This window comes from Haloarchaeobius salinus (genome assembly GCF_024464185.1).
In the GTDB taxonomy this organism is placed as follows: Archaea; Halobacteriota; Halobacteria; order Halobacteriales; family Natrialbaceae; genus Haloarchaeobius; species Haloarchaeobius salinus.
The window spans coordinates 694,046-719,314 of the sequence record NZ_JANHAU010000002.1; the positions used below are offsets into that span (position 1 = coordinate 694,046).

Consider the following 25,269-nt stretch of genomic DNA (forward strand, 5'->3'; position numbering starts at 1 on the left):
CGATAGGGGTGGGTATGACACGGGTGATCCACACCGCCGACACCCACCTCGGATACCGGCAGTACCACTCGCCCGAGCGCCAGCGGGACTTCCTCCGGGCGTTCGAGCGGGTGGTCGCGGACGCCGTCGAGGACGACGTGGACGCGGTCGTCCACGCGGGCGACCTGTTCCACGACCGACGCCCCGGACTGCGGGACCTGCAGGGGACCGTCGCCGCGCTCCGGGACCTCGCAGACGCCGACATCCCGTTCCTCGCGGTCGTCGGGAACCACGAGGGGAAGCGCGACGGGCAGTGGCTCGACCTGTTCGAGGACCTCGGGCTCGCCACCAGACTGGACGCCACCCCCCACGTCGTCGGCGACACGGCATTCTACGGGCTGGACTTCGTCCCGCGGTCGCGTCGGGAGGACCTGGAGTACGAGTTCGCCGACCACGACGCCGACTACGCGATGCTGGTGAGCCACGGGCTGTTCGAGCCGTTCGCACACGCCGACTGGGACACCGAGCGCCTGCTCACCGAATCCACCGTGGACTTCGACGCGCTGCTGCTCGGCGACAACCACGCGCCGGGCGTCGAGGAGGTCGACGGGACGTGGGTCACCTACTGTGGGTCGACCGAACGCGCGAGTGCGACGGAGCGCGACGACCGGGGCTACAACCTCGTCGCCACCGAGGAGGGGACGGTCGCCATCAGCCGCCGGGGCATCCCGGACACGCGCTCGTTCCGGTTCGTCGACGTCGAACTGAAGGAGGGCGAGGGCGTCGAGCGCGTCCGCGAGGCGGTACGCGAGCACGACTGCGAGGACGCCGTCGTCGTCGTCACCGTGACTGGCGACGGCGAGCCCGTCTCCCCTGCGCCGGTCGAGGAGCTGGCCATCGACCGGGGCGCGCTGGTGGCGCGGGTGAACGACCGCCGGGAGTTCGACGAGGAGCAAGAGGTCGAGGTGACGTTCGCGGACCCGGACGAGGCCGTCCGCGAGCGCGTCCGAGAGTTAGGATTGAGCCAGGCCGCCCGCGACGTGGACGAGACGGTCCGCGCCTCGAAGGTCGCCGACTCGAACGTCCGCGATTCGGTGAAAGAGCGCATCGAGCGCATCGTCGACGACGGCGACCTCGAGGCGTTCGAGGACGCGGAGCCCGCGGCGGAGGATGCCCCTGACGACGTGGCCGTCGACGACCCGGTCGCGGACGAGTCGACCGACGAGGGCAGCGAGGACGACCCACAGGGTTCGGAGCCGGCGTCGACGGACGGCGGTGATACGGTGCGCGCCGAATCCGACGGGGCCACCGGGAGCGAGGGCACGCCCGACGAACCCGCGGATGACGCCGACGAACAGGCCGCCGGAACCGACTCGCAGTCCTCCATGGAGGAGTTCCTGTGAGGGTCGACCGCGTCCGCCTCTCGAACTTCAAGTGCTACGGTGACGCCGACCTGCGTCTCGACCGCGGCGTCACCGTCGTCCACGGCGTCAACGGCAGCGGGAAGTCCTCGCTGCTGGAGGCCTGCTTCTTCGCGCTGTACGGCTCGGCGGCCATCCCGGGCACGCGCGAGGACGTCATCCGCACCGGCGAGGAGGAGTGCGAGGTCGAGCTCTGGTTCCGCCACGACGGCACGGACTACCACCTCGAACGCGGCCTGAAGGACTACGGCGACCGCGTCTCCCACGACTGCCTGCTGGAGGGCGGCGACGCCTCCTGGGAGGGGCCGAGTTCGGTCGATGCGGCCATCACGAACCTGCTCCGGATGGATGCCGACGCGTTCGTCAACTGCGCGTACGTCCGCCAGGGCGAGGTGAACAAGCTCATCCACGCGAGCCCGAGCACCCGACAGGACATCATCGACGACCTCCTGCAGCTCGGCAAGCTGGAGGAGTACCGCGAACGGGCCAGCGAGGCCCGCCTCGGGGTGAACGACGTGCTGGACAACGCCCGCGGCCGGAAGGAGAGCCTCGACGAGCAGGTCGAAGAGAAGGAGGCGAAGGGGCTGCACGACCGGCTCAACGAGCTCCAGAGCGAGCTGAACGACACCCGGAGCGAGAGAGAGCGGCTGGAGGGTAACGTCGAAGAGGCGGAGTCGACCCGCGACGAGGCCCAGGCCGTCCTCGACGACCACGAGGAGAAGCGCGAGGAACTGGACGCGGTCGCGACCGATGTGGACGAGCTACAGGACGCCATCGCCGAGACGGAGCGCGAGCGCGAGGAGCTGAAGTCCGAAATCGCCGACCGGAGAGCCGACCGCGACGACCTGCGGGACGAACGCGACGAGCTCCGCGGCGAGATCGAGCTGCCCGACGCGGGCGACCTGCCCGACGACGCCGGCATCGACGCGGACGACACGCCGGCGCTCGTCGACCACCGGCTCGACGAACTCGAAGCCGAGGCCGAGGAACTGCAGGAGCGCATCAACGAGCTATCGGTCGAGATCGGGACGAAATCGGACGAGGCCGACCGGCTGGCCGAGCGCGCCGACGAGCTGGCGAACGAGGCCGAGCAGAAACGCACCGAAGCCGAGGAACTCGAGACCGACGCGGACGAGGCCGACGCCGACCTCGACGACCTGCGCGAGAAGCTCGACGGCTTCGACGACGACATCGAGAGCCACCGCGAGGCGTTCGACGACGCGCCCGTCGAGTTCGGCGCGGCCGACTCGCACCTCGAAACCCTCCGCGACGAGCGCGAGGAACTGCGCGAGGAGGCCAACGACCTGCGGACAGCGGTCGAGACGCTCCGGAACCGCATCGAGGAGGGCGAGGCGCTGCTCGACGAGGGGAAGTGCCCCGAGTGCGGTCAGCCCGTCGACGGCTCGCCCCACGTCGACTCGCTGGACGACGACCGTTCCGAGCTCGAATCGAAGGAGAACGACCTCGACGAACTCGAGGCGGAGATCGAGGCGCTCGACGAGCGCATCGAGCGCGCCGAGTCCCTCCGCGACGCCGAGCGCGAGGTCGAGAGCCTGCGCGAGAACCGGGAGAACCTGGCGCAGCTCCGCGAGCAGAAGGCCGAGAACGTCGCGGAGAAGCGCGAGCGTGCTGCCGACCTGCGCGAGGAGGCCGACGAGCTCGAATCCGAAGCCGAGGGGAAGCGCGAGGAGGCCGATTCGACCCGCGAGGCAGCCGACGAGTTGCGGAGCGACCTCGGCGAGGCCAACGGCGAGCGTGCCGAGGTGAAGGCAACCGTGGAGACGCTGGAGCGGCTCTCGGAGCTGTTCGGCGACGTCGACTCGGTCGAAGCCGAGGTCGAGCGACTGCGCGACGAGCGCGCGAGCAAGGCGGAGCTCAACGAGGAACGCCGGGAGCGCCTCGCCGAGAAGCGCGAGCGCAAACGGGAGCTCGAGTCGGAGGTCGACGAGGAGCGCGTCGAGAAAGCTCGCAGTGAGAAACAGCGCGCCGAGGAGTACCTCGAGCAGGCGACGGAGGCGCTCGGGACGCTCGAATCGGAGGAGGCGGACCTTCGCGACCGCATCGGTGGCGTCCGCAACGAGATCGAGGAGCTGGAGTCGCTCCGCGAGAAGCGCGACGCCGTCGCCGAGCGCGTCGATGCGCTCGAATCGCTGTACGACGAGGCGCAGGACCTCCAGGAGATGTACAGCGACCTGCGTGCGGAGCTCCGGCGGCGCAACGTCGAGACGCTCGAACGGATGCTCAACGAGACGTTCGACCTGGTGTACCAGAACGACTCGTACTCGCACATCGAGCTGTCGGGCGACTACGAGCTGACGGTGTACCAGAAGGACGGCGAGACGCTCGACCCGGAACAGCTCTCCGGCGGCGAGCGCGCGCTGTTCAACCTGAGCCTGCGCTGTGCCATCTACCGGCTGCTCTCCGAAGGTGTGGAGGGCGCGGCACCGATGCCGCCGCTCATCCTCGACGAGCCCACCGTCTTCCTCGACTCCGGGCACGTCTCGCAGCTGCTCACGCTGGTCGAGACGATGCGCACCGAGTACGGCGTCGAGCAGATCATCCTCGTGAGCCACGACGAGGAGCTCGTCGGCGCGGCGGACTCGCTGGTCCACGTCGAGAAGGACCCGACGACGAACCGGGCGACGGTCAGCCGGGGCGAGCGGCCGATCCCCGGGCTCGACTGACGGCCCTACTCGTCCTCGCGGAGTGCCGTGACGCCGTCCGCCGCGAGCTCGGTCGCCGCGTAGCCGCGCTCGCCGGCGATGCGGGCCTCCTCGACGAGGCCGGCGGCGCGGAACTCGGTCAGCAGCCCGAGCAGGTCGCTCTCGCAGAGGTCGTAGTCGGCGAGGAGCTCACGGACAGCCACGGCCTCGCGGTCGACGAGTTCGACGAGCAGGCCGAGCGAGCGGTCGTCGTGGGTGGCGCTCAGGATCCGGCGAACAGCGGGCGGGACGGCACCGGCGGCGACGGCGAGCGCGGACTCGTCGTCGACCGTGGCGAGGCCGTCGTTCGGTCTGAACTCCTCGGCACCGGTCTCCGGATCACGCACCAGCGTGGACCCGCCGGACTCCTTGACCACCAGCAACAGCCGACCGTCATCGTCGCGGACCGTTCGCATGGCTCGAGGTTCGAGCGCAGGGGGTTAGTCGTTGTCGTCGTCGCTCGGGTCCCGGTCGCCGTCCCCGGTGGTGTCTCTGCTCCCGTCACCCGTCGGGAGGTCCCACGTCCGGAGCCGGAAGACGCCGTAACCGAAGCAGACGAGGCCGCCGGCCAGCAGCCGGCTCCCCAGCGTCCAGTCCCCACGGAAGCCGACGTACATCGCACCGAGGCTCACGCCGAGGAGCGCGCCGTTGAAGACGAGGACGAGCACCCAGAACTTCCGCTGGAGCCCCGCCGGTGCGTCGACGTCCGCTGTCGACGGTGGCGAGGGGGCCTCCGGAATCCGTATCGAGGGCGAGAGTTCCTCCTCGTAGTCCGGCAGGTCCTCCTCTGGATTGGGTTCGCCCGGCCCCTTCTCGTCCTCCAGCACGCGTCGCTGTTCGGTCGGCGGTAGGAAAAGGGTTGCTCGTTCGTGTCGTGTGTTGAGTGGCTCAGGCGTGCTCTCGGAGGGAGAACGTCTCTCCGGCCTCTAGCCACGCAAGCGGGTTCTCGGCGTCGTAGAATACGGTGCCATCGTCGGTCTCGTATGTCTCGATGGACTCGACGCCGTCAATCTCGTCTCTATCGGCCGTGCGTCCGTCAGTTTGCGTTGCGTGGTCGGACAAGCCGGTCACCTCAGACGGTGGTAGACAGTAACAGGGTATATGTCTTGTTGCCGCGGGGAATTCCGACCCGACCGACAGGTGCGGGCTGGTGGCTCCCCCTCGTGGGGGTGCGAACCACCGACGTTTTTATCGCTGCCCCCGAACCGCCTCCAATGACCGATGCAGGGGACTCCGAACAGCTGACACTCGGTGGCGCGTTCGGCGACGGCGGGTCCACCGACGGCGGGGAAGCCGGACCGAGCGAGTCCGACCTCGTCGCCGAGGCCGAGGCCGTCACCACGCCGGGTCTCGAGAACGCCGACTTCGTCGAGGCCGACGAGGCCCTGTTCCCCGACCCCGACGGGACCGTCTCGCTCTCCGTGATGCAGGTCGACTACACCGTGGAGGGGTCGGGCGAGCACGAACAGCCCGTGATGCACGTCTTCGGTCGGACCGCCGAGGGCACCGCCGAGCACGTGATGGTGTTCGGCTTCCAGCCGTACTTCTACGCACCGACCGACTCGCTCGATGAGTCCGAACTCGAGGACGAGGACGTCATCACCGGCTGGGAGGAGACGGACGACGACGGCGAACCGTTCGAGAGCATCCGCGGCGAGCGCCTGACGAAGATCTTCGGGCGCACCCCGCGGGACGTCGGGAACATCCGCGACCGCTTCGACCACTACGAGGCCGACGTGCTGTTCCCGAACCGGTTCCTCATCGACAAGGGCATCAACAGCGGCATCACGGTCCCTGACCGCCGCGGCGAGAGCGGCACCGTCCGGGTGCCCCACGAGGAGGTCGAGGCGACCGACCTGACCGCCGAACCGCGCGTCAACACGTTCGACATCGAGGTCGACGACCGCAACGGCTTCCCCGAGGACGGCGAGGAGCCGATCATCTGTCTCACCTCACACGACTCCTACGACGACGAGTACGTCGTCTGGCTCGCCATCGCCGACGAGTACGACGGCGACGCGCCCGACGCACTCCCGGACTACGACGCCATCGAGGGCGAGCTGGACCTCCGCGTCGAGGTGTTCGACGGTGACGACCAGGCGGAAGCCGAGCGGAAGATGCTCGAGGCGTTCCTCGACTACATCGACGAGACCGACCCCGACGTGATGACCGGCTGGAACTTCGAGGACTTCGACGCGCCGTACTTCCTCGACCGGCTGGAGGTGCTCGACTCGAGGATGCACGAGCAGGACATCCGCCCGGACCGTCTCTCCCGCGTGAACGAGGTCTGGCGCTCGGGCTGGGGCGGCCCGAACGTGAAGGGTCGCGTCGTCTTCGACCTGCTGTACGCCTACAAGAGCCGCCAGTTCACCGAGCTCGACTCCTACCGGCTGGACGCCGTCGGCGAGACGGAGCTCGACGCCGGCAAGGAGCGATACACCGGCGACATCGGCGACCTCTGGGAGAACGACCCCGCCCGCCTGCTGGAGTACAACCTCCGCGACGTGGAGCTCTGCGTCGAGATCGACCGCAAGCAGGACATCATCTCGTTCTACGACGAGGTCAGAACCTTCGTCGGCTGCAAGCTGGAGGACGCCCCCACCGCGGGCGACGCGGTGGACATGTACGTCCTCCAGAAGGTCAGCGGCGAGTGGGCGCTCCCCTCGAAAGGGAAACAGGAGTCCGAGGACTACGAGGGTGGTGCGGTGTTCGACCCCATCACGGGCGTCAAGGAGATGGTGACCGTACTCGACCTGAAGTCGCTCTACCCGATGTGCATGGTGACCATCAACGCCAGCCCCGAGACGAAGGTCGACCCCGACGCGTTCGAGGGCGACACCTACCGCGCCCCCAACGGCACCCACTTCCGCAAGGACGAGGACGGGATGATCCGGGCGATGGTCGACGAGCTGCTGGAAGAGCGCGAGGCGAAGAAGGAACTGCGGAACCAGCACGACCCCGACACCGAGGACTACGAGCGGTACGACCAGCAGCAGGCAGCTGTCAAGGTTATTATGAATTCGTTGTACGGGGTGCTTGGTTGGGACCGGTTCCGTCTCTACGATAAGGAGATGGGAGCGGCTGTAACCGCAACGGGGCGTAAGGTCATCGAGTTTACCGAGCAGGCAGCGAACGAAATTAACTATCAGGTTGCTTATGGTGACACTGATTCCGTCATGTTGGAGCTCGGGAACGATGTCTCGCCCGAGGCCGCGATCGAGCAGTCCTTCGAGATAGAGGAGCACATCAACGACTCCTACGACGCCTTCGCCGAGGACGAACTGAACGTCGACATCGACGGCGGCGAGGGGCACCGCTTCCAGATCGAGTTCGAGAAGCTCTACCGGCGGTTCTTCCAGGCGGGCAAGAAGAAACGGTACGCGGGCCACATCATCTGGAAGGAGGGCAAGCACGTCGACGACATCGACATCACCGGCTTCGAGTACAAGCGCTCGGACATCGCGCCGATCACGAAGGAGGTCCAGCACGAGGTCATCGACAAGGTGGTCCGGGGTGCCGCCGAATCCGATATCACGGAGTACATCCACGACGTCATCGAGCGGTTCCGGGCGGGCGAGTACAGCTACGACGAGATCGCCATCCCGGGGGGAATCGGCAAGCGCCTCGACAACTACGACACGGACACGGCCCACGTCCGCGGGGCGAAGTACGCGAACCTGCTGTTCGGGACGAACTTCGACCGCGGCTCGAAGCCGAAGCGGCTCTACCTGCAGAAGGTCCACCCGGACTACTTCCAGGAGCTGGAGGCGGCGGGCGAGTTCGACCCCCAGCGTGACCACCGCTACGGCGAGTTCAAGCGCGAGCAGGACGTCATCTGCTTCGACTACGCCGACCAGATCCCCGAGGAGTTCGAGGTCGACTACGACAAGATGCTCGACAAGACGCTGAAGGGTCCCATCGCGCGGGTCATCGAGGCGCTCGGCATCTCCTGGGAGGAGGTCAAGACCGGCCAGGAGCAGACCGGGCTCGGCAGTTTCATGTGACGCGGCCGGAGGGCCCGTGACGGGCACCCCGGCGGTCGACTGGGGGACTCACGGCTCCTGGAACAGCTCCGAGAGCACTCGCTCCTCCGCCTTTCGGAGGTGTGCGTGGAGCGTCGCGGAGCTGATGTCGAGCGTCTCGGCGATCTCCTCGGCGTTCGAATCCCGCGGCCACTCGAAGTAGCCGGCGCGGTAGGCGACCTCGAGTACCTCGCGTTGGCGGTCGGTCAGCTCGGAGAGTTGCTCCTCGGAGAGCCCCCGTGCCGATTCGAGCGCCGACTCCCGTTCGCTTTTGCTCCGGACGCATGCCTCCGGGAATCTAGCCTCGAGGTGCTCGACGAGCGTCCGCACGGAGTCGTGGGACGCGATGTCGAGTTCGTACCGGGCGACGCCGTCGGCCGCCTCCGCGTGTCGGATGCTCGCCCCGTGGTCGACGACCGACCCGAGGAGTGCGTCGCCGGTCACCCGCCACTCGACCAGGCCCTCGACCCCGGAACGGACGACCCTGGCCTCGCCGGTGCCGGTGTCGGCGAGTGCGGCCGTCGCCGTCTCGGCATCGCAGTCGCGTGTGCGGAGGTACGCGGTCGCCCCCGACCCACCGGGGACGATCGCCGCGAGTTCGAACGCGACGTCGCCGTCGGCCGTCGCCGCGACGAGGGGGTCGTCGTCCGTCTCGCTCGCCAGTTCGAGCGCGACCACGGTGTCGGCCGCGAGGAGCTGGTTGGTCTCGACGGCGTTGATCGCGTGGCCGATCGTCCGCCCGAGCTCCCCGAGGATCGTCCGTTCGCGCTCTCCGACCGAGTTACGGTCGGTGTAGAGCCCGAGTGCTCCGTAGACGGTGTGTCCGTGGACGAGCGGGACGATCACCCACACGCCGTCGTCGCCGTCGCCGAGTTCGGGGACGGGGGGGTCGTCGGTCTCGGCGTCGTCCGAAGTGGCCGTGTCGTCCCAGATGCCGGGTCGGTCGATGTCCGGTGGCACCGTCTCGGGCAGGCCGCCGTCGCTCGCGACGGTCCAGCGGTCGCTCTCCCCGCGCCAGGTCCCCGCGTCCGCGATGGCCGCCTGGCGGTACCGGTCGGATTCGACGATACGGTCGCAGACGGCGTGCTCGACGTCCTCGCGCGTCCGCGCCGAGACGAGGGCCTGGTTCACTCCCCGGATGACGGCGTTCAGGTCGTTGACTCTGGCGAGTTCGTCGCGCTGGCTCGCGAGCTCGCGCTCGCGACGCTTGCGCGCGGTGACGTCGTGGACGACCAGTGTATGGCCGAGGAGCGTACCGTGCCGGTCGGTGACCTCGGAGACGCGTATCTCGTAGGTGCGGTCCTCGCGCGTGATCTCCGCGAGGGCGTCGTCGGCGTCGAAGTCGATGGCGTCCTCGTCGACGACCGTCCGCATGGGGTGACCGAGCACTTCCGCGGGGGCGACGTCGAAGACCTCGCCCGCTGCCTCGTTGCAGTAGACGATCCGTCGGTCGGTGTCGACGATGACGATGCCGGCGTCGAGCTGACCGACGGCGGTGCGCCGGCCGAGCAGCCGCGTCGCCGGGACGAGGTCGAACAGCTGTCGCCTGAACAGCGCGTAGCCGAACGCCAGGCCGCTGATGGCGAACGTGATTGGGGTGTAGTCGACCGCGACGGCCCCGTCGAGGAGGAACACCTCGACGACGTTCGCGAGCAACGGCGTGGTGATGCCGACGAGCAGGAGGATGGACTGGTCCGCGTAGAGGTGCTCGGACCGGTACACCAGCTGGAGGACGAGGGCGATGGTGATCGCCTCCAGGCCGTAGACGTAGACGAGGTACGCCCAGAACAGTGGCTCGTACGAGGGCACGAGGATGACCATGCCGTCGACGAACGTGATCGCCTGCTCGGACCAGACGAGGTGGTGCCAGTGGTTCGTCCAGACGGCGACGAGGACGAGCGCCGGGAACGCACAGATCAGGGCGACGCTCCGGCGAGAGACGAAGCCGTCCCGGCCGGTGTACGCCAGCACGAAGAGGAGGAGTGTGACACTCAGCAGGGCGTTGCTGACCCACTGGACCCGGAGGACGACAAGTCGCCAGAACGGGTCCGCGAGGTTGATGCCGACCGCGTAGGTCAGCGTCCAGTTCGCGAGCAGGACCATCAGCGCCGCGAACGGCGGTGCGCCGGGGACGTCGCGGTTTCGGTAGGCGAACACGGCGAGCGCCGCTGTGATGGTGGCCGAGAGGACGAGGACGGCCGTGACGGCGACGGCCGCGACCGTCACCATGTGCGTAACGGCGGGTCGCTGGCTGGTCGGATGTGGTCCGGCACGGCTGTGCTTCGACTCTTTGTATCCGAAGCCTGAAATATAAAGATTCTGCCCACGACGGGCCCGGAATCACCGCCAACCGATACATGGGGGTCGTCCACCGCTGGCTCGAGCCACTCCCGCATCCTGTTCTATTATCGTGAACAATTTTTTCCGATATGCGAATCAGAGACACGGGAATACGCAAGGATTATGGGGCCGACACCCTTTCGCTAGAACACGAAGAGGTAGCCAGTATGGCAAAACTCGAACTCAACAATCTCCACGCGAGCGTTGCAGAAGACGATGGCGAGAAGATCCTCGACGGCGTCGACCTCGAGGTCGAATCCGGCGAGATCCACGCCCTCATGGGCCCGAACGGCTCCGGCAAGTCGACGACGGCGAAGATCGTCGCCGGACATCCGGCCTACGAGGTGACAGACGGGCAGGTACTGCTCCACCTCGAACAGGGTGACTTCGGCGAGGACTTCGACATCCCCGAGGACAAGCGCACCTGGGACCTGCTCGACCTCGAACCCAACGAGCGCGCCGCCCTCGGAATCTTCCTCGGCTTCCAGTACCCAGCCGAGATCGAGGGCGTCACGATGACGAACTTCCTCCGCACCGCCCTCAACGCGAAGCTCGAGGAGCGCGAGGAGCTCTTCGAGGACGACGACGAGGAGGCAGAAGAGGAGGAGGAGGCCGGCTACGACACCTCCCCGATGGAGGGCCCCGCGGACGAGGGCGAGGTCGGCGTCGCCGAGTTCCAGCAGCTCCTGCAGGCGAAGATGGAGCAGCTGGACATGGACGCGAAGTTCGCCCAGCGCTACCTCAACGCCGGCTTCTCCGGCGGCGAGAAGAAGCAGAACGAGGTGCTCCAGGCGGCCATCCTCGAACCGAGCATCGCGGTGCTCGACGAGATCGACTCCGGGCTGGACATCGACCGCCTGCAGGACGTCTCCCACGGCATCAACGCGCTCCGCGACGAGCAGGGCACCGGCATCCTGCAGATCACCCACTACCAGCGCATCCTCGACTACGTCGAACCCGACCACGTCCACGTCATGATAGACGGCCGGATCGCGAAGTCCGGCGGCCCCGAGCTCGCGGAGCAGCTCGAGGACGAGGGCTACGACTGGGTCCGCGACGAGGTCTACGGCACCGCGTAACCACCCCCGATATACAACACAATCATGAGTTCCGATCAAGACCACCTCAAAGAGACCGACACCGAAGCCCGGTTCGAGTTCAAGAAGGAGGAGAAGTCCGCCTTCCAGACCGAGAAGGGCCTGACCGAGGAGACCATCCGTCTCATCTCGGAGGACAAGGACGAGCCCGAGTGGATGTACGAGCGCCGCCTGCGGGCGCTGAAGCAGTTCCAGCAGATGCCGATGCCGACCGACTGGCCGGGCCAGCCCGACCTCTCGGAGGTCGACATCGACGAGATCGTCCCGTACATCCGGCCGGACATCGAGACCCGCGGCGGCGCGGACGACTGGGACGAGCTCCCCGAGGAGATCCAGGACACGTTCGAGAAGCTTGGCATCCCCGAGGCCGAGCGCAAGGCGCTCTCGGGCGTCGGCGCGCAGTACGAGTCCGAGATCGTCTACCAGAACATGCAGGAGCAGTGGGAGGAGAAGGGCGTCATCTTCTGTGACATGGATAAGGCCGTCCAGGAGCACGAGGAGCTCGTCAAGGAGTACTTCATGACGAAGTGCGTCCCCCCGAGCGACAACAAGTTCGCGGCGCTCCACGGCGCGGTCTGGTCCGGCGGCTCGTTCGTCTACGTGCCGGAGGACACGACCGTCAACATGCCCATCCAGGCGTACTTCCGGATGAACAGCGAGGGCATGGGCCAGTTCGAGCACACGCTCATCATCGCCGAGGAGAACTCGGAGGTCCACTACATCGAGGGCTGTTCCGCCCCGAAGTACTCCGCGTTCAACCTGCACTCCGGCGGCGTCGAGGTGTTCGTCGGCGAGGACGCCCACGTCCAGTACTCGACCGTGCAGAACTGGTCGAAGAACACCTACAACCTGAACACCAAGCGCGCCATCGTCGAGGCGAACGGGACGATGGAGTGGGTCTCCGGCAGCATGGGCTCGAAGGCCACCATGCTCTACCCGGCGACCATCCTCAAGGGCCGCGGCGCGACGGACAACCACATCACCATCGCGTTCGCCGGCGAGGGCCAGAACATCGACACCGGCGCGAAGGTGTACCACAACGCGCCCGACACGAAGTCGACCATCGAGTCCAAGTCCATCTCGAAGGACGGCGGCCGCACGAACTACCGCGGCCTCGTCCACATCGCCGACGGCGCGGAGAACTCCTCCACGTCCGTCGAGTGTGACGCGCTGATGTTCGACAACGAGTCCACCTCGGACACCATGCCGTACATGGAGATCCAGGAGTCGAAGGTCGACGTCGCCCACGAGGCGACCGTCGGCAAGATCGGCGACGAGGACGTCTTCTACCTCCAGTCCCGCGGGCTGGACGACGACGACGCCAAGCAGATGATCGTCGCCGGCTTCATCGAGCCCATCACGGAGGAGCTGCCCATCGAGTACGCGGTCGAACTCAACCGCCTCATCGAACTCGAGATGGAGGGGAGCCTCGGATAACCATGAGCACACAGGTACACGCCAACCTCACACGAGACCAGGTCGAGCAGATCTCCGCCGAGCTCGACGAGCCCGAGTGGCTGCTGGAGACGCGCCTGTCCGCACTCGACGCGCTCGACAACCTCGACATGCCGAGCGTCATCCAGACGCCCGGGCGCACGTGGACGAACCTCACCGACCTCGACTTCGAGGGCTTCGTCGACCCACTCAACGCCGCCCAGGACAAGGAGCGCGAGCAGCCCGACGGCGTCGAGGTGCTCGAGTGGAGCGAGGCCGTCGCCGAGCACGGCGACCTCATCGAGGAGCAGTTCGGGAGCGTCGTCGACCCCGAGGAGAACTTCCTCACCGCGCTCTCGACCGCGCTGTTCACCGACGGCACCGTCGTCTACGTGCCCGAGGGCGTCGACGCCGAGGACGTGAAGATCCGGACGACGATGAACAGCCGCTCGCTGTTCAACTACACGCTCGTCGTCACCGAGAAGAACGCCTCGGTCACCATCCTCGAGCGCCAGTCGACTGGGGGTAGCGAGGCGCGAAGCGCCTCGGATGCGAGCGGCGAAGCCGCGAGCGTCGAGGGCGAGCGCTACTACAGCGGCATCGTCGAGGTCGCGGCCGGCGAGAACTCCCACGTCCAGTACGGGAGCCTCCAGAACCTCGACGAGGAGACGTACAACTACACGCTCAAGCGGGGCACGGCCGACACGTACGCCACGGTCAACTGGATCGAGGGCAACATGGGCTCGCGCCTGACCAAGAGCGAGGTCGAGACGACGCTCGACGGCGACGGCTCCGAGAGCCACATCGTCGGCGCGTTCTTCGGCCACCACGACCAGCACTTCGACATCAACAGTCGGGTCTGGCACCGCGCCGAGCACACTACCGCCGACCTCGTCACCCGCGGCGTGCTCGCCGACCGCGCGCGCTCCGTCTACGAGGGCGTCCAGGACGTCGGTCGCGACGCCTGGAACACCAGCAGCTACCAGCGCGAGAACACGCTGATGCTCTCCGACGACAGCGAGGCCGACGCCTCCCCGAAGCTCATCATCAACAACCACGACACCGAGGCCAGCCACTCCGCGACGGTCGGCCAGGTCGACGCACAGGACCTGTTCTACATGACCAGCCGCGGTGTCGACCCGCGCAGCGCCCGCAACATGCTCGTCGAGGGCTTCTTCGTGCCCGTGCTCGACGAGGTGGCCGTCGACGAACTCCGCGACGACATCGAAGAGCTCGTCGCCGAACGGCTGCGCGAGTAACACGCTCGCCGCGTCCGGCCGCCGCGCTCGTCTCTCTTTGCGGTTCCTTCGCACACTGCCGGCAGCTTGAGATGGGTCCTTCTCGTCGACCAGCGTATGCCCGATACCGACTGCGTGTTCTGCGACATCGTCGCGGGGGAGGCGGACGCGCTCGTCGTCGAGGACCGCGACGGTGGCGAGGAGCGGTCGGGGACGCTCGCGTTCTCGCCCCTGGACCCGGTCGCGCCAGGGCACGTGCTCGTGATTCCGAAAGGCCACTACGAGTCGCTGTTCGATGTCCCGGCGGACGTCCTCGGGGACGTGATGGCGCACGTGCAGGACCTCGCGACCCGGATGCGTGGCGGCGAGCGCAACGAACCGGGGTTCGACGGCGTGACCGTCCTCAACGACAGTACCGACTACCAGTCCGTTCCACACCTCCATCTGCACCTCGTCGGACGTCACGACGGCGACCCGGACCTGTTGCCCGACAGCGGCGACTCCGACGTCGCGAAGCGCGACGCCTACGACGCCGTCACCGGCGCCCTCGGCGACGACTGACTCGACGACCGAGCACGCGGCTCGTCGACGCGACCGGTCGATCCAGGAGCTCGTCGACTGGAGAGGGAGAGCGTTAAGTGACCGGCTCTCTACCGTTCCCTCATGAGCCTGGGGCAGCGCGTCGCGACCGACCACCAGCTCGCCCGTCTCCTGCAGATCGGGGCGGTGCTGGAGGAGGTCGTCGAATCCCGCGCGTACCATCACCTGGACTCCTTCGAGGACGAGCAGGGCGTCGACGACGACGTCCGCGACCTGCTCGAACACGCCGCCGAGGAGTCCGCAGAGCACCGGAGCCGACTCGAGACGCTCATCGAGGAGCTGGACGCCGAGACGGTCCCGTACGAGGAGATCAACAAGCTGGTCGAGGCGCAGTACGCCCAGACGAAACCCGAGGACTTCGACGGGCTGCTGTACGACCAGCTCTGCAACGAGGAGACGGCGTACAAGTTCTACGACGACCTCATCGAGGCCATCGAGGCCAGCGAGAGCGAGTTCAGCATCGACCGCGACCACGTACTCACGACCCTCCGGCAGATCCGCGAGGAGGAGGCCGAGGGGGTCGAGGAGGTCACCGAAATGATGGAGCGACGAGCGTGAGGACCCACCGATGAACACCGCAGACCAGTACCTCAAGGCGATCTACCTGGTGCAACGGATGGAAGACGGGCCGGCGGCGACGGGTGCGCTGGCGGACATGCTCGACGTCTCCCCCGCGAGCGTCAACGAGATGGTCGGCAAGCTCCAGGAGCGCGGGCTCGTCGACCACGAGAAGTACAAGGGCGCGACGCTCACCGACGATGGGATCGTCCGCGCCGAGGACGCGCTCCAGACCTACTGCATCATCGAGCGGTTCCTCGCGAACGTCCTGGAGGTCGAGGACTACCGCGGCGAGGCCGGCGCGCTGGAGGCCGTCATCGACGACACCGTCGCCGAACGGCTGGACACCATCATCGACCGCCGCGACGAGTGCCCCGACTGCTTCGACGCCGAGGCCGACCAGTGCTGCTACCTGGAAGTCGGCGTCGGCGAGCACGCGGACTGAGGGCGGTTTTTTCGGACTCGGTTGGCGCGTCCGACGTGACGCACCTGAACGCGACTACGTCCTCACGCTGTGTCGGACCTGACACCGACGGGGCGAATCCGGCGCGGTGCCGGCGTCGAAGCCACCGACTGAAAGATAATCTTATTGTATCGCCATCGCCTACGCCAATTCGAAGTCCCGTGGTGTAGTGGCCAATCATATGGGCCTTTGGACGTGGATGGAGTCCGTCCATTTGCGGAGGAGAGCCTATGACGGCGGTTCGAATCCGCCCGGGACTATTATTTCGGGCGTTTGAATCCTTGAGCGGCAGATGTACCCAACGGCCGGTTGGTATCGCGGCCCGTCGCAGCGCGCCACGTCTCGCGGCTGCTCCTCGTTCGCCCTCGAAACGTTCCGCCGCCGGTAGGCATCAGTGCCCCTCAAAGGGAATGCAAGCACGATGGAGCCAGCGCGATCCAGCGAGAAAGCGTTGGCCGGTAGCCGAGAGGCCCCCGACAGAATCCGGACGGCGTTTACGTTCTTCTCACGTCTAGGACCAGGCCACGCGTACGGCAAGCACCTGTATTAGAAGGTCGTGAATTCAGCAGAAGTTTCTCACAAAATGTGCCAACTTAATACTCGATGCCTTTTACTGTTAGTAGTGACGGAGCTTGAGCTCGCTAACGTCGTCGGGACGATTACCTACCAGCAAGAGCTTGATTTGGCGGCGCTAACGGAGACGTTCGCGGATCGAGACGAAATCACGAGCGTTACCTACGAACCAGCCGAAAACCACTGGCTCCAATCTCGTTTCCCACCGGATGAGACCTACGTCGCGTTCTATCGGAGTGGGCGATGCTCGATTGCGGGTTGCAAGTCAGTCGAACATTTCGAGACCGTCGTCGAACAAGTTAACAACGTGATGCGCGAGCTGCTGGAGTTTGAGTATATGCCCGCGGTCGATGTGAGCAATATCGTCGCGTCAGCCGATCTTGGCTTTAACTTCTCTCTTGAGGCACTGACAATCGAACTCGGCATGGAACGCACAGAGTACGAACCAGAACAGTTCCCCGCACTGATCTACCGCGATTCCGAGTTTGTCATGCTCGTCTTTTCGAGTGGGAAGCTACTCTGTACCGGACTTACTGACCGCCAAGCTGTCTCAGAGGCGATCGAAAACATGGCCAGTAGGATTCAGGCGGTCGTGTGATTGCAGGTCTTCCACAGAGAATATTCGAAGACCGCTATGCGTGTTCAATCACTGGGACGCTGCTATTATATGTGCGGGGGTGATGATTGAGTTATGGCTGAAAACGACCAGGCAACGCTACCTGGAACGGGACCAGATCTACTCACACTCCCCACTCTCGAAAAACATCTATGGGCGGCCGCGGACAAGCTCCGAGGAAGCATCGACTCGGCCGACTACAAGAACTACATTTTCGGTTTGCTGTTCCTCAAGCGGGCCAACGACCGCTTCGAGGAGGAGACCGAAGAGGTCGCTGAGGACCTCGGGATTCCAGTCGAGACTGCCAAGGACGACCGGGACCTCCACGAGGAGTTCTGGATCCCTGAACGCGCTCGCTGGAACCACATCAAGGCTCAGGAGACCGACGTTGGCGCGGCGCTGAACAAGGCACTCGCGGCGGTCGAAGACGAGAACGATCCCATCGCTGACCGCGTGCTCACTACGGTCGATTTCAACGACAAAGAACGGTTGCCCGACTCACTACTCTCCGATCTCGTCTCGCACTTCTCGAAGCACCGCTATCGGAACGCGGATCTCGAAGACCCTGACATCTTCGGACGAGCCTACGAATACCTCATCCGCGAGTTCGCCGACGACGCCGGCAAGAAGGGCGGCGAGTTCTATACGCCGCGCGAGGTCGTCCGGCTGATCGTTAAGTGCGTGAATCCGGAGCCGGGCCATCGTGTGTATGACCCTTGCTGTGGCTCCGGTGGGATGCTCATCTACTCCGCCGAGCACATCCGTGAGTCGGGCGGCGACATGACCGACATCTCGCTGTACGGCCAGGAGAAGAACCTGAACACGTGGGCGATCGGCCAGATGAACGTCTTGCTCCACGAGCTGTACGACGCGAAGATTGAGAAGGGCGATACCATCACCGAGCCCAAGCGCGTCACGAAACACGACGAACTAGAGGTGTTCGACCGGGTCATCGCGAACCCGATGTGGAACCAGAAGGAATGGAGCAAGGACTGGGTGGAGGACAACGAGCCGTACAACCGCTTCCCGTACGGCCTCCCGCCGTCGAACCGCGGCGATTGGGCGTGGGTTCAGCTCATGATCGCTTCGCTCAACGAGACCGGAAAGGCGGGTGTCGTCATGGACAACGGCGTGCTGTTCCGCTCGCGCTCGGAAAAGAAAATCCGCAAACCGGTGCTGGAGAACGACCTCGTTGAGGCTGTTATTGCCTTACCGGAGAATCTGTTCTACAATACAGGCTCGCCGGGTTGTATCCTCATCCTGAATAAGGACAAGCCCGAAGAACTCGAGGACAAGGTCCACTTCATCTACGCCGAGGACCAGACCCTTCGGGAGTCAGAAGTCCAGGTATTTGAAGAACTCTCAAATCAGAATCAGCTCACCGACGAGGGCGTAGATTATATTGCAGAGACGTTCCTGGCAGGCCGTGAGGAGGGCCACCACAGTCGGCTGGTCGATATGGAAGAGATTGAGGAAAACGACTGGAATCTGAATGTCCCGCGGTACATCGATACTACCGAACCTGATGAACCGATCGACGTGAGCGAGAAGCTTCGGGAATTGGACAAACTGGCTGAGGAGCGTCGAAAGACCGACGAGGAGCTTCAGCAGTACATGGAGGAGTTAGAGTACCAATGAATTGGATTCCAGACCAACAAGTCAGAGAAGATTATCAAAAGGTGTCTTGGGGACCAAATGAGGAATACATTCCGTCTGACTGGGATATAAAATCTATAAATGAAATTTCTGAGGATGTTATTTACCCGCAGCGAGACAAACCTGAGGATCTCAATGGTGAGATTCCATGGATTCGAATTGAGGATCTTGAGGGAAAATATATTGCTGAATCAGACTCAGGGAAGGGAGTAACTCAAGAAACTATCCGGGATATGAATCTAAGCGTCTTCCCCCGGGGAACACTAATGTGTTCCTGTAGCGGGAATATGGGGGTTTGTGCAATTACTGAACGCGAACTAATATCCAATCAGACTTTTGCAGGAATCGTCCCTTCTGAGACGATTGAAACGGAATACCTGTATTATGCTCTCGGGAATCGCAGTGAAGATTTACAACGAATGTCCACTGGTACGACCATCGCTTACTTGTCAAGCGACAAGTTGAACAAGTTCTCAATTCCGTACCCACCACTCCGTGAACAGCGTAGGATCGCTGAAATCCTCTCGACGGTCGACGAGCAAATTCAGCAAACAATCGAGATCATCAAGAAGACAAAAGAACTGAAGAAGGGACTGATGCAGGATCTCCTGATTGAAGGCTTTTCTAAGAATTCTACCCAAGAGGTTCAGATCGGTCCCCGATCACTACAGATTCCGGAGCATTGGGAGATGAAATCCTGTGGCCAGTTATTCAACGCAGTGAATGGACGTGCTTTCAAGACAGAAGAGTGGGCCGAAGAAGGGACTCAAATAATTAGGATTCAAGACCTAAGGCCCGATGCAAAAGCAGAAACCAATTACGCAGATTTCGATGTTGACAAAAAATACCACGTTACGGAAGGCGACTTACTCTTCTGTTGGGCAGGAAATATTAAAACCTCACTTGGCGCATATATTTGGTCGGGCGAGAGAGCTTATCTTAATCAGCATATTTATAACCTTCGTGCTAAATCAGAACTCGACAAAAGATTCTTTGCATATTCTCTAAACCAGCACCTAAAGTTGTTAAAAACAATGGTTGGAGGGTCAGCAGGCCAAGTACATATAACAAAAACAGACTTCGAGGCATTTCGGCTTCCGGTTCCACCTATTGAGGAACAAAAGAAGATCGGTGATATTATCGAAAAATCGAAAATGAAGACGCAAGAAGAAAAAGAGCGGAAGTCAAAGCTAGAAGATCTTAAGAGTGGACTGATGCAAGACCTACTAACTGGAAAGATTCGTACGAGATTTAACTAGGTATGCCCAACGAGTACGCTGAGTCGGAACGACCCGCCCTTGACACCCTCCAGCGAATCGGCTGGGAGGTCGTCGACCAACAACAGACAACCTGGGTTGACCCCCGCGAGACGGAGTCCTCGGCCGTGCTCGAACCTCGACTTCGCGATGCTGTCAACCGTCTGAATCCGTGGCTTGACGAGAACAATCTGAACAAGGCCGTCCGGGAGATCCAGCAGGTCGCTGGTACGAGTACGATGGACGAGAACGAGCAGATTCACGAGAAGCTTGTTCGCCACATCTCTGTCGAGCAGGACCGGGGCCACGGCAAGCAACATCAGACGGTCCAGTACATCGATTACGAGAACCCCGGGAAAAACGACTTCTTTGCGCTCAACCAGTTCCGGGTTGAGGGCCCTGTCGAAATTGTCAAGCCAGACATCGTGCTGTTCGTCAACGGGATTCCGCTCGGGGTCATCGAGTGCAAGAGCCCGCTGATTCCTGAACCGAAGTCCGAGGCGCTCGATCAGATCACGCGCTATCAGAACGAGCGCGACGGTGAGTCGGAGGGCGCCGAGGAACTGTTCCGGTACAATCAGTTCTCGGTCGCCACCTGGATGGAGGGCGCGGTGATGGGGACGTACCGGACGCCGAAGGACCAGTATAAGCCCTGGCGTGACGCCTACCCGCTGGAGGACGACGAGCTCATCGAGCTGTTCGATCTCGACGGCTACCTCCCGGACCAGTATCGCATGCTCTATGCGCTGTTCGAGCCCGAGCGCCTGCTCGACCAGCTCCGGCACTACACGGTGTTCGAGGAGCGCCAGAGCGGGACGATCAAGATGGTCGCTCGCTACCAGCAGTACCGGGCGGTCCGGAAGGCGCTCGAACGGATCGACAAGCGCGGGACGCGCGAGGCCAACGGGGGCGTCGTCTGGCACACCCAGGGGTCGGGGAAGTCGCTCACGATGCTGTTCCTCGCGCTGAAGCTGCGCCGCCTCAAGGACGACCCGACGTTGGTGCTCGTCACCGACCGGCGGGCGCTCGATGACCAGATTCACGCGACGTTCCAGCGCTGCGGGTTCCCGAACCCAAAGAAAGCCCAGAGCGTCGAAGATCTCCGGGAGCGCCTGAGCTACGACGCCGGCGAGACGATTACGACGCTCATCCACAAGTTCCAGACGACCGACGACGAGGACGACGAGTTCCCGGTGCTCTCGCATAACGAGAATATCTACGTGATGGCTGACGAGGCCCACCGCACGCAGGACAAGCAATTCGCGAACAACATGCGGACGGCGCTCCCGAACGCGTTCTACGTCGGGTTCACGGGAACGCCGATCGAGAAGGACGAGCGTAACACCCGCCGTACGTTCGGGAACTACATTGACACGTACACGATCGACCAGTCGCTGGAGGACGGTGCGACCGTTCCGATTCTATATCAGGGCCGACTCGCCGACATCCATCTTGAGGGTGAGACGCTCGACCGGCTGTTCGACCGCATCTTCTCGGACAAGAGTCCCGAGGAGAAGGCCGAGATTCAGAAGCGCTACGCGCGCTCGCAAGACCTCGCTGAGGCGCAAGCGCGCATCGATCGGGTGGCCTTGGACATCATCGAGCACTACGAGAACGAGATCGCGCGCCCGTTCAAGGGGATGGTCGTGACCACTAGCAAGGAGGCAGCGATTCGGTACAAGGAGACGCTGGACGGCCTCAACGGGCCGGAGTCTCGTGTGGTCGTCTCCGAGGGTCACAACGACCCCGAGCACATCAAGCGGTGGACGCCGTCGGACTCGGAGAAGAGCCAGTACAAGGAGTCGTTCGTCGACCCGAACGGCGAGGTCGAACTGCTGATTGTCTGTGATATGCTCCTGACGGGGTTCGACGCGCCGATTGCGCAGGTGATGTACCTCGACAAGCCGCTCCGCGAGCACGGCCTCCTGCAGGCGATCGCTCGGGTCAACCGGCCGTTCGAGGAGAAGAACCACGGGCTCATCATCGACTACTATGGCGTCTCCGACGAGCTCAAGGAGGCGCTCTCGATGTTCAGCGCGAAGGACGTCGAGCGGGCGATGGTGCCGCTGAAGGACAAGCAGCCCGAGCTTGAAGCCGCCCACAGCAAGGCCATCTCGTTCTTCGACGACCTCGATGAAGTAGAGAAGTGTGTTCAGTCGCTCGAGCCGGAGGACCGCCGGATCGAGTTCAAGAACGCGTTCAAGCGGTTCTCGCAGCTGATGGACATCGTTCTGCCGGACCCGATGGCGAATCCGTATCGCGAGGACTTGGAGCAGCTCAGCACCATCTTCGGGAAGGCCAAGGAGCGCTACCGTGACGACACGATGAACTTGGAGGGCGCTGGGGCGAAGGTCCGAAAGCTCATCCAGGACCACATCAGCTCGCAGGGCATCGAGATCATCAATGAGGAGCCGGTCTCCATCATGGACGAGGTCGAGTTCGATGCGAGACTTCAAGACCTAGAGAGCGACGAAGCCCGGGCGAGTGAGATGCAGAATGCCATCAAGCACGAGATCAACGTCCGGTTCGACGAGGATCCGGTCCAGTACGGGTCGCTCAGGGAGCGGCTCGAGGAGCTCATCGAGAAGTACCGTGAGGGGCGCCACAGCGAGCGCGAAACAATCGAGGAGCTGCGCTCGCTGATGGACGAGATTCGCTCGCGCGACAAGGCGGCCCGCAGCAAGGGGCTGCGTGACGAGACGGACCTGTCGTTCTATCACGCGGTCGAAGACGTGCTGGACGAACACGACACCGAGCAGGAGGACCTCGTCCAGCTCACCGGCAACCTTGTGGGGACTGTCGAGCAGTTCGTGACGATGGTCGAGTGGAAGGACCGCTCGCACCTCCAGAACAAGATGCGCAAGAAGGTGACCGGCGAGCTGTATCGCTCTGACATCGACCTGTCGGCCGACGAACGCCGGGAGCTGACCAACCGCGTGATCGAGCTGGCGCGCGCGCACTACCAATGAGCGAACGCCTGCAACGCCACCACCACATCGGGCAGACGAGCGTCCCCTACACCGTGGAGTGGTCCGAGGACCGGGAAACGATCGGCCTCTCCATCGACGAGTCGCTGGAAGTGACGGTGCGGGCGCCGATGACCGCGACGCACGACGACGTCGAGTCGGTCCTCGACTCACGGCAAGAGTGGCTGCTGGAGAAGGTCTACGGGTTGAAAGAGCAGGAAGGCCCTCCGTACCCGAAGGAGTACCTGAGCGGCGAGAAGCTCCAGTATCGCGGCCGGCAGTATCCCCTGGAGGTCGTTGAGGCGGACGTCCCGGAGCCCGAGCTGTCGTTTGACGAGCAGACGTTCACGCTGCGGGTGCACCGCTTCGATGCAGACGCGGACGGGGTGAGCGTGCGACGGAAGCGCCAGGCGATCGTCGACTGGTTCGTCAATCGCGCAGCGGAAGAGCTCCCGGACCGGGGGTCGCGGTTCGAGTCCCGGCTGGGGCTCGAAGATGTGCCCGTTGAGGTCGGAGAGATGGAAAGCCGGTGGGGCGAGTACGATGATGGCGTTGTCCGCCTCAACTGGCGGCTGGTGCTGGCGCCCGTCCGGATCCAGGACTACGTCCTCGCGCACGAACTGGCGCACTCCCTGCACGACGAGCATTCGGACTCGTTCTGGAACACGGTCGGTGCTCTCATCCCTGACTACGAGGAGCGCCGTGAATGGCTCAGGCTGAACGGCAACACACTGACAGTTTGATTGCCATCTGCGCGTAAATCCGAATCACGGTTGGAAATCGCAAGACAACGGTGACCTCACGGGGGCCCTCGTATGTTCACGCAATACATGGTGTATGGGCAAACAAAACCATGCCCGCGGTAGTGCAGCTAGTAACCAGTGTACGGAGCAGCGACGGACCGTAGCCGGACGGCTCGAAAAGGCCGGGCTCCACAGTGAGCGCTTTATCGACGTCACGGACGGACGAAAGCAGTCCTACGACCACACCCGACTGTCCCCCGATGCAGTCGCGGGCAACTACGGGGTCTACTGCGGCCGTGGGCTGCTGGGGTTCGACATCGACGATTACAACGGGCATGCCGATACCCGTGCGCTGGAAGGTCTGCCGGCGACCTTCACGGTGCGCACCCCGCACGGCGGCGAGCACCACTACTTCAAGAGCGTCCGCGGAGCCTCAGCCACGATCAGGGCGGCCACGGGGGGCGCCCGGAACGTCTCGCTGAACTGGGGCGAGATCTATGGCGGCGGGAAATATCTCGTTGGCCCGGGCTCCGAGATCACTGACTGCAACAAAACCGGGTGTACAGACACAGAGAACCACGAGTCGTACGCGATACTCGACGACCGGCCGATTGCAGAGATAGGGCCAGAATCGGTGCGGAGCGTGCTGTCCGCTCAGGCGGGCCATGCCGGGGATGTACCCCAATCAGCGCTCGCCACATACGGCGTTCAGGACGGCGAACGCATCCCGAGGACCAATAATCGTACCCGAAGCCGGCAGTCTGGCGCCAGTGCGTCGTCCGAGGAACAACGCGCGGTTGACAGCGAACAAGCGGGGCTGGATTCGTTCCGATGAGATCCACACCGATCTCAACGGCGACTGGCGGCCGTCCCTCGGTGCGAGGTGCTAGCCCACCGCTCGGGACGGAGCAGATGAGTGCGGGCAGGATGGAAACGCTGAGTCGGTCCCTCTCCGAGCGGCGACTCGTGTCAGCACGAGCATGGAGCGCGAAGCTGCCTCGCTCGGCTCGCGCTGGCGCCCGCGCTTCGATGCGTGGGCTCGGCCCATTCGTGCCTGAGACGCGAGCAGAGCGCAAGAGAGCGCCAGCGAGAAGCGGTCATCCCTCACGAGCCGCCGTGCTTTGTGTGCTTGTCAGTCAGTGGGGGCCCCTCAGAACAGCGTCCAAGAGTAACAAACGGCGATGCACGACAAACCGATACGGAACGACAGGACACAGATATACTGTCGCACGGAAACCAAGGAGGAGGTCCGCGCTCTCAAGCGCGGCGGCGAGACGTTCGACGAGGTGCTCCGCCGCATGGCAGAGCAGTGCGATCCCGAAGCCGGTCGTGAGCTGGAGGGCAGCAACGATGGCGTCTGAGCCCAGTGCCCACCACCGGGCGCTCGCCGCGTTCGTGACGGAACACCGGGACGAACTCGAAGCATACGCGGGCAGCGAGAAGGAGAACGCGAGGCTGGCCGAAGCGCTCCTCGCCTGGGAACGCGAGGACGGGAGCCGACAGGGGGGACAGAGATGAGGCCACTCCGTCCGGCCGAGTTCCCTCTCGATCGCTGCGTCACGGGCCCGCACGCAATCCGAGATGGAAATGGCGACTACAGGCTCG

Annotated in this window: 21 protein-coding genes and 1 tRNA gene; 18 read left to right on the forward strand and 4 right to left on the reverse strand. The window is 64.1% G+C overall.

Features of this window, described 5'->3' with window-relative positions; translation table 11 throughout:
• The first annotated feature begins 14 nt into the window (after positions 1 to 14).
• Entirely contained in the window at positions 15 to 1,382 is a 1,368-nt protein-coding gene (mre11, locus tag NO345_RS10160; RefSeq protein ID WP_256298871.1) for a DNA double-strand break repair protein Mre11, read from the forward strand.
• A complete protein-coding gene (gene rad50, locus NO345_RS10165) occupies positions 1,379 to 4,084 on the forward strand; it encodes a DNA double-strand break repair ATPase Rad50 (RefSeq protein ID WP_256298873.1) in 2,706 nt (901 codons plus the stop codon). Before mre11 ends, rad50 begins: the two co-directional genes overlap by 4 nt.
• Before the next feature lie 5 nt (positions 4,085 to 4,089).
• Here the strand turns inward: rad50 and NO345_RS10170 are convergent, their stop codons facing one another.
• The 3 genes from NO345_RS10170 to NO345_RS10180 form a co-directional block, all read right to left on the reverse strand.
• Positions 4,090 to 4,518, reverse strand: coding sequence for a DUF7346 family protein (locus NO345_RS10170; protein WP_256298875.1), 429 nt, complete (start codon positions 4,516 to 4,518; stop codon positions 4,090 to 4,092).
• A gap of 24 nt (positions 4,519 to 4,542) precedes the next feature.
• A complete protein-coding gene (locus NO345_RS10175; protein ID WP_256298877.1) occupies positions 4,543 to 4,929 on the reverse strand; it encodes a DUF7322 domain-containing protein in 387 nt (128 codons plus the stop codon).
• 61 nt (positions 4,930 to 4,990) lie between these two features.
• Positions 4,991 to 5,173 (reverse strand): DUF7331 family protein, encoded by a 183-nt coding sequence (locus tag NO345_RS10180; RefSeq protein WP_256298879.1) that lies wholly within the window; start codon positions 5,171 to 5,173, stop codon positions 4,991 to 4,993.
• Between the two features lie 143 nt (positions 5,174 to 5,316).
• Here NO345_RS10180 and NO345_RS10185 point away from each other — a divergent pair, with 143 nt between their 5' ends.
• Positions 5,317 to 8,106 (forward strand): DNA-directed DNA polymerase, encoded by a 2,790-nt coding sequence (locus NO345_RS10185; RefSeq protein ID WP_256298881.1) that lies wholly within the window; start codon positions 5,317 to 5,319, stop codon positions 8,104 to 8,106.
• Between the two features lie 48 nt (positions 8,107 to 8,154).
• On the opposite strand, the gene NO345_RS10190 is transcribed toward NO345_RS10185, so the two are convergent.
• Positions 8,155 to 10,353, reverse strand: a complete 2,199-nt coding sequence (locus tag NO345_RS10190; protein ID WP_256298883.1) for a histidine kinase N-terminal 7TM domain-containing protein — start codon at positions 10,351 to 10,353, stop codon at positions 8,155 to 8,157.
• Positions 10,354 to 10,631: 278 nt separating this feature from the next.
• Between NO345_RS10190 and NO345_RS10195 the strand changes: the two genes are divergently transcribed.
• From NO345_RS10195 to NO345_RS10265, 15 genes are all read left to right on the forward strand, one after another.
• The gene (locus tag NO345_RS10195; protein WP_256298885.1) at positions 10,632 to 11,543 is read left to right on the forward strand and encodes an ABC transporter ATP-binding protein; all 912 of its coding nucleotides are present in this window, start codon (positions 10,632 to 10,634) and stop codon (positions 11,541 to 11,543) included.
• Between the two features lie 24 nt (positions 11,544 to 11,567).
• Complete coding sequence (gene sufB, locus NO345_RS10200; protein ID WP_256298887.1) at positions 11,568 to 12,998, forward strand: Fe-S cluster assembly protein SufB; 1,431 nt, start codon at positions 11,568 to 11,570, stop codon at positions 12,996 to 12,998.
• Between the two features lie 2 nt (positions 12,999 to 13,000).
• The gene (sufD, locus tag NO345_RS10205; protein WP_256298889.1) at positions 13,001 to 14,254 is read left to right on the forward strand and encodes a Fe-S cluster assembly protein SufD; all 1,254 of its coding nucleotides are present in this window, start codon (positions 13,001 to 13,003) and stop codon (positions 14,252 to 14,254) included.
• Between the two features lie 96 nt (positions 14,255 to 14,350).
• Positions 14,351 to 14,794: an HIT family protein gene (locus NO345_RS10210; RefSeq protein ID WP_256298891.1), complete on the forward strand. Its 444-nt coding sequence runs from the start codon at positions 14,351 to 14,353 to the stop codon at positions 14,792 to 14,794.
• 102 nt (positions 14,795 to 14,896) lie between these two features.
• On the forward strand, positions 14,897 to 15,391 hold the full coding sequence (locus NO345_RS10215; protein ID WP_256298893.1) for a ferritin-like domain-containing protein: 495 nt from the start codon (positions 14,897 to 14,899) through the stop codon (positions 15,389 to 15,391).
• A gap of 10 nt (positions 15,392 to 15,401) precedes the next feature.
• A complete protein-coding gene (locus NO345_RS10220) occupies positions 15,402 to 15,836 on the forward strand; it encodes a metal-dependent transcriptional regulator (protein WP_256298895.1) in 435 nt (144 codons plus the stop codon).
• Positions 15,837 to 16,009: 173 nt separating this feature from the next.
• Positions 16,010 to 16,114 (forward strand) — tRNA-Gln (locus NO345_RS10225).
• Between the two features lie 362 nt (positions 16,115 to 16,476).
• Positions 16,477 to 17,025, forward strand: a complete 549-nt coding sequence (locus NO345_RS10230; protein WP_256298897.1) for a TATA-box-binding protein — start codon at positions 16,477 to 16,479, stop codon at positions 17,023 to 17,025.
• A gap of 93 nt (positions 17,026 to 17,118) precedes the next feature.
• A complete protein-coding gene (locus NO345_RS10235) occupies positions 17,119 to 18,681 on the forward strand; it encodes a type I restriction-modification system subunit M (RefSeq protein ID WP_256298899.1) in 1,563 nt (520 codons plus the stop codon).
• Entirely contained in the window at positions 18,678 to 19,958 is a 1,281-nt protein-coding gene (locus tag NO345_RS10240; protein ID WP_256298900.1) for a restriction endonuclease subunit S, read from the forward strand. Before NO345_RS10235 ends, NO345_RS10240 begins: the two co-directional genes overlap by 4 nt.
• 2 nt (positions 19,959 to 19,960) lie before the next feature.
• Positions 19,961 to 22,924 (forward strand): type I restriction endonuclease subunit R, encoded by a 2,964-nt coding sequence (locus NO345_RS10245; protein ID WP_256298902.1) that lies wholly within the window; start codon positions 19,961 to 19,963, stop codon positions 22,922 to 22,924.
• Entirely contained in the window at positions 22,921 to 23,664 is a 744-nt protein-coding gene (locus NO345_RS10250; RefSeq protein WP_256298904.1) for a M48 family metallopeptidase, read from the forward strand. Before NO345_RS10245 ends, NO345_RS10250 begins: the two co-directional genes overlap by 4 nt.
• A gap of 94 nt (positions 23,665 to 23,758) precedes the next feature.
• Positions 23,759 to 24,499 (forward strand): bifunctional DNA primase/polymerase, encoded by a 741-nt coding sequence (locus tag NO345_RS10255; RefSeq protein WP_256298906.1) that lies wholly within the window; start codon positions 23,759 to 23,761, stop codon positions 24,497 to 24,499.
• A gap of 346 nt (positions 24,500 to 24,845) precedes the next feature.
• On the forward strand, positions 24,846 to 25,025 hold the full coding sequence (locus NO345_RS10260) for a hypothetical protein (RefSeq protein WP_256298908.1): 180 nt from the start codon (positions 24,846 to 24,848) through the stop codon (positions 25,023 to 25,025).
• Entirely contained in the window at positions 25,015 to 25,182 is a 168-nt protein-coding gene (locus tag NO345_RS10265) for a hypothetical protein (RefSeq protein ID WP_256298909.1), read from the forward strand. Before NO345_RS10260 ends, NO345_RS10265 begins: the two co-directional genes overlap by 11 nt.
• Positions 25,183 to 25,269 lie beyond the last annotated feature (87 nt).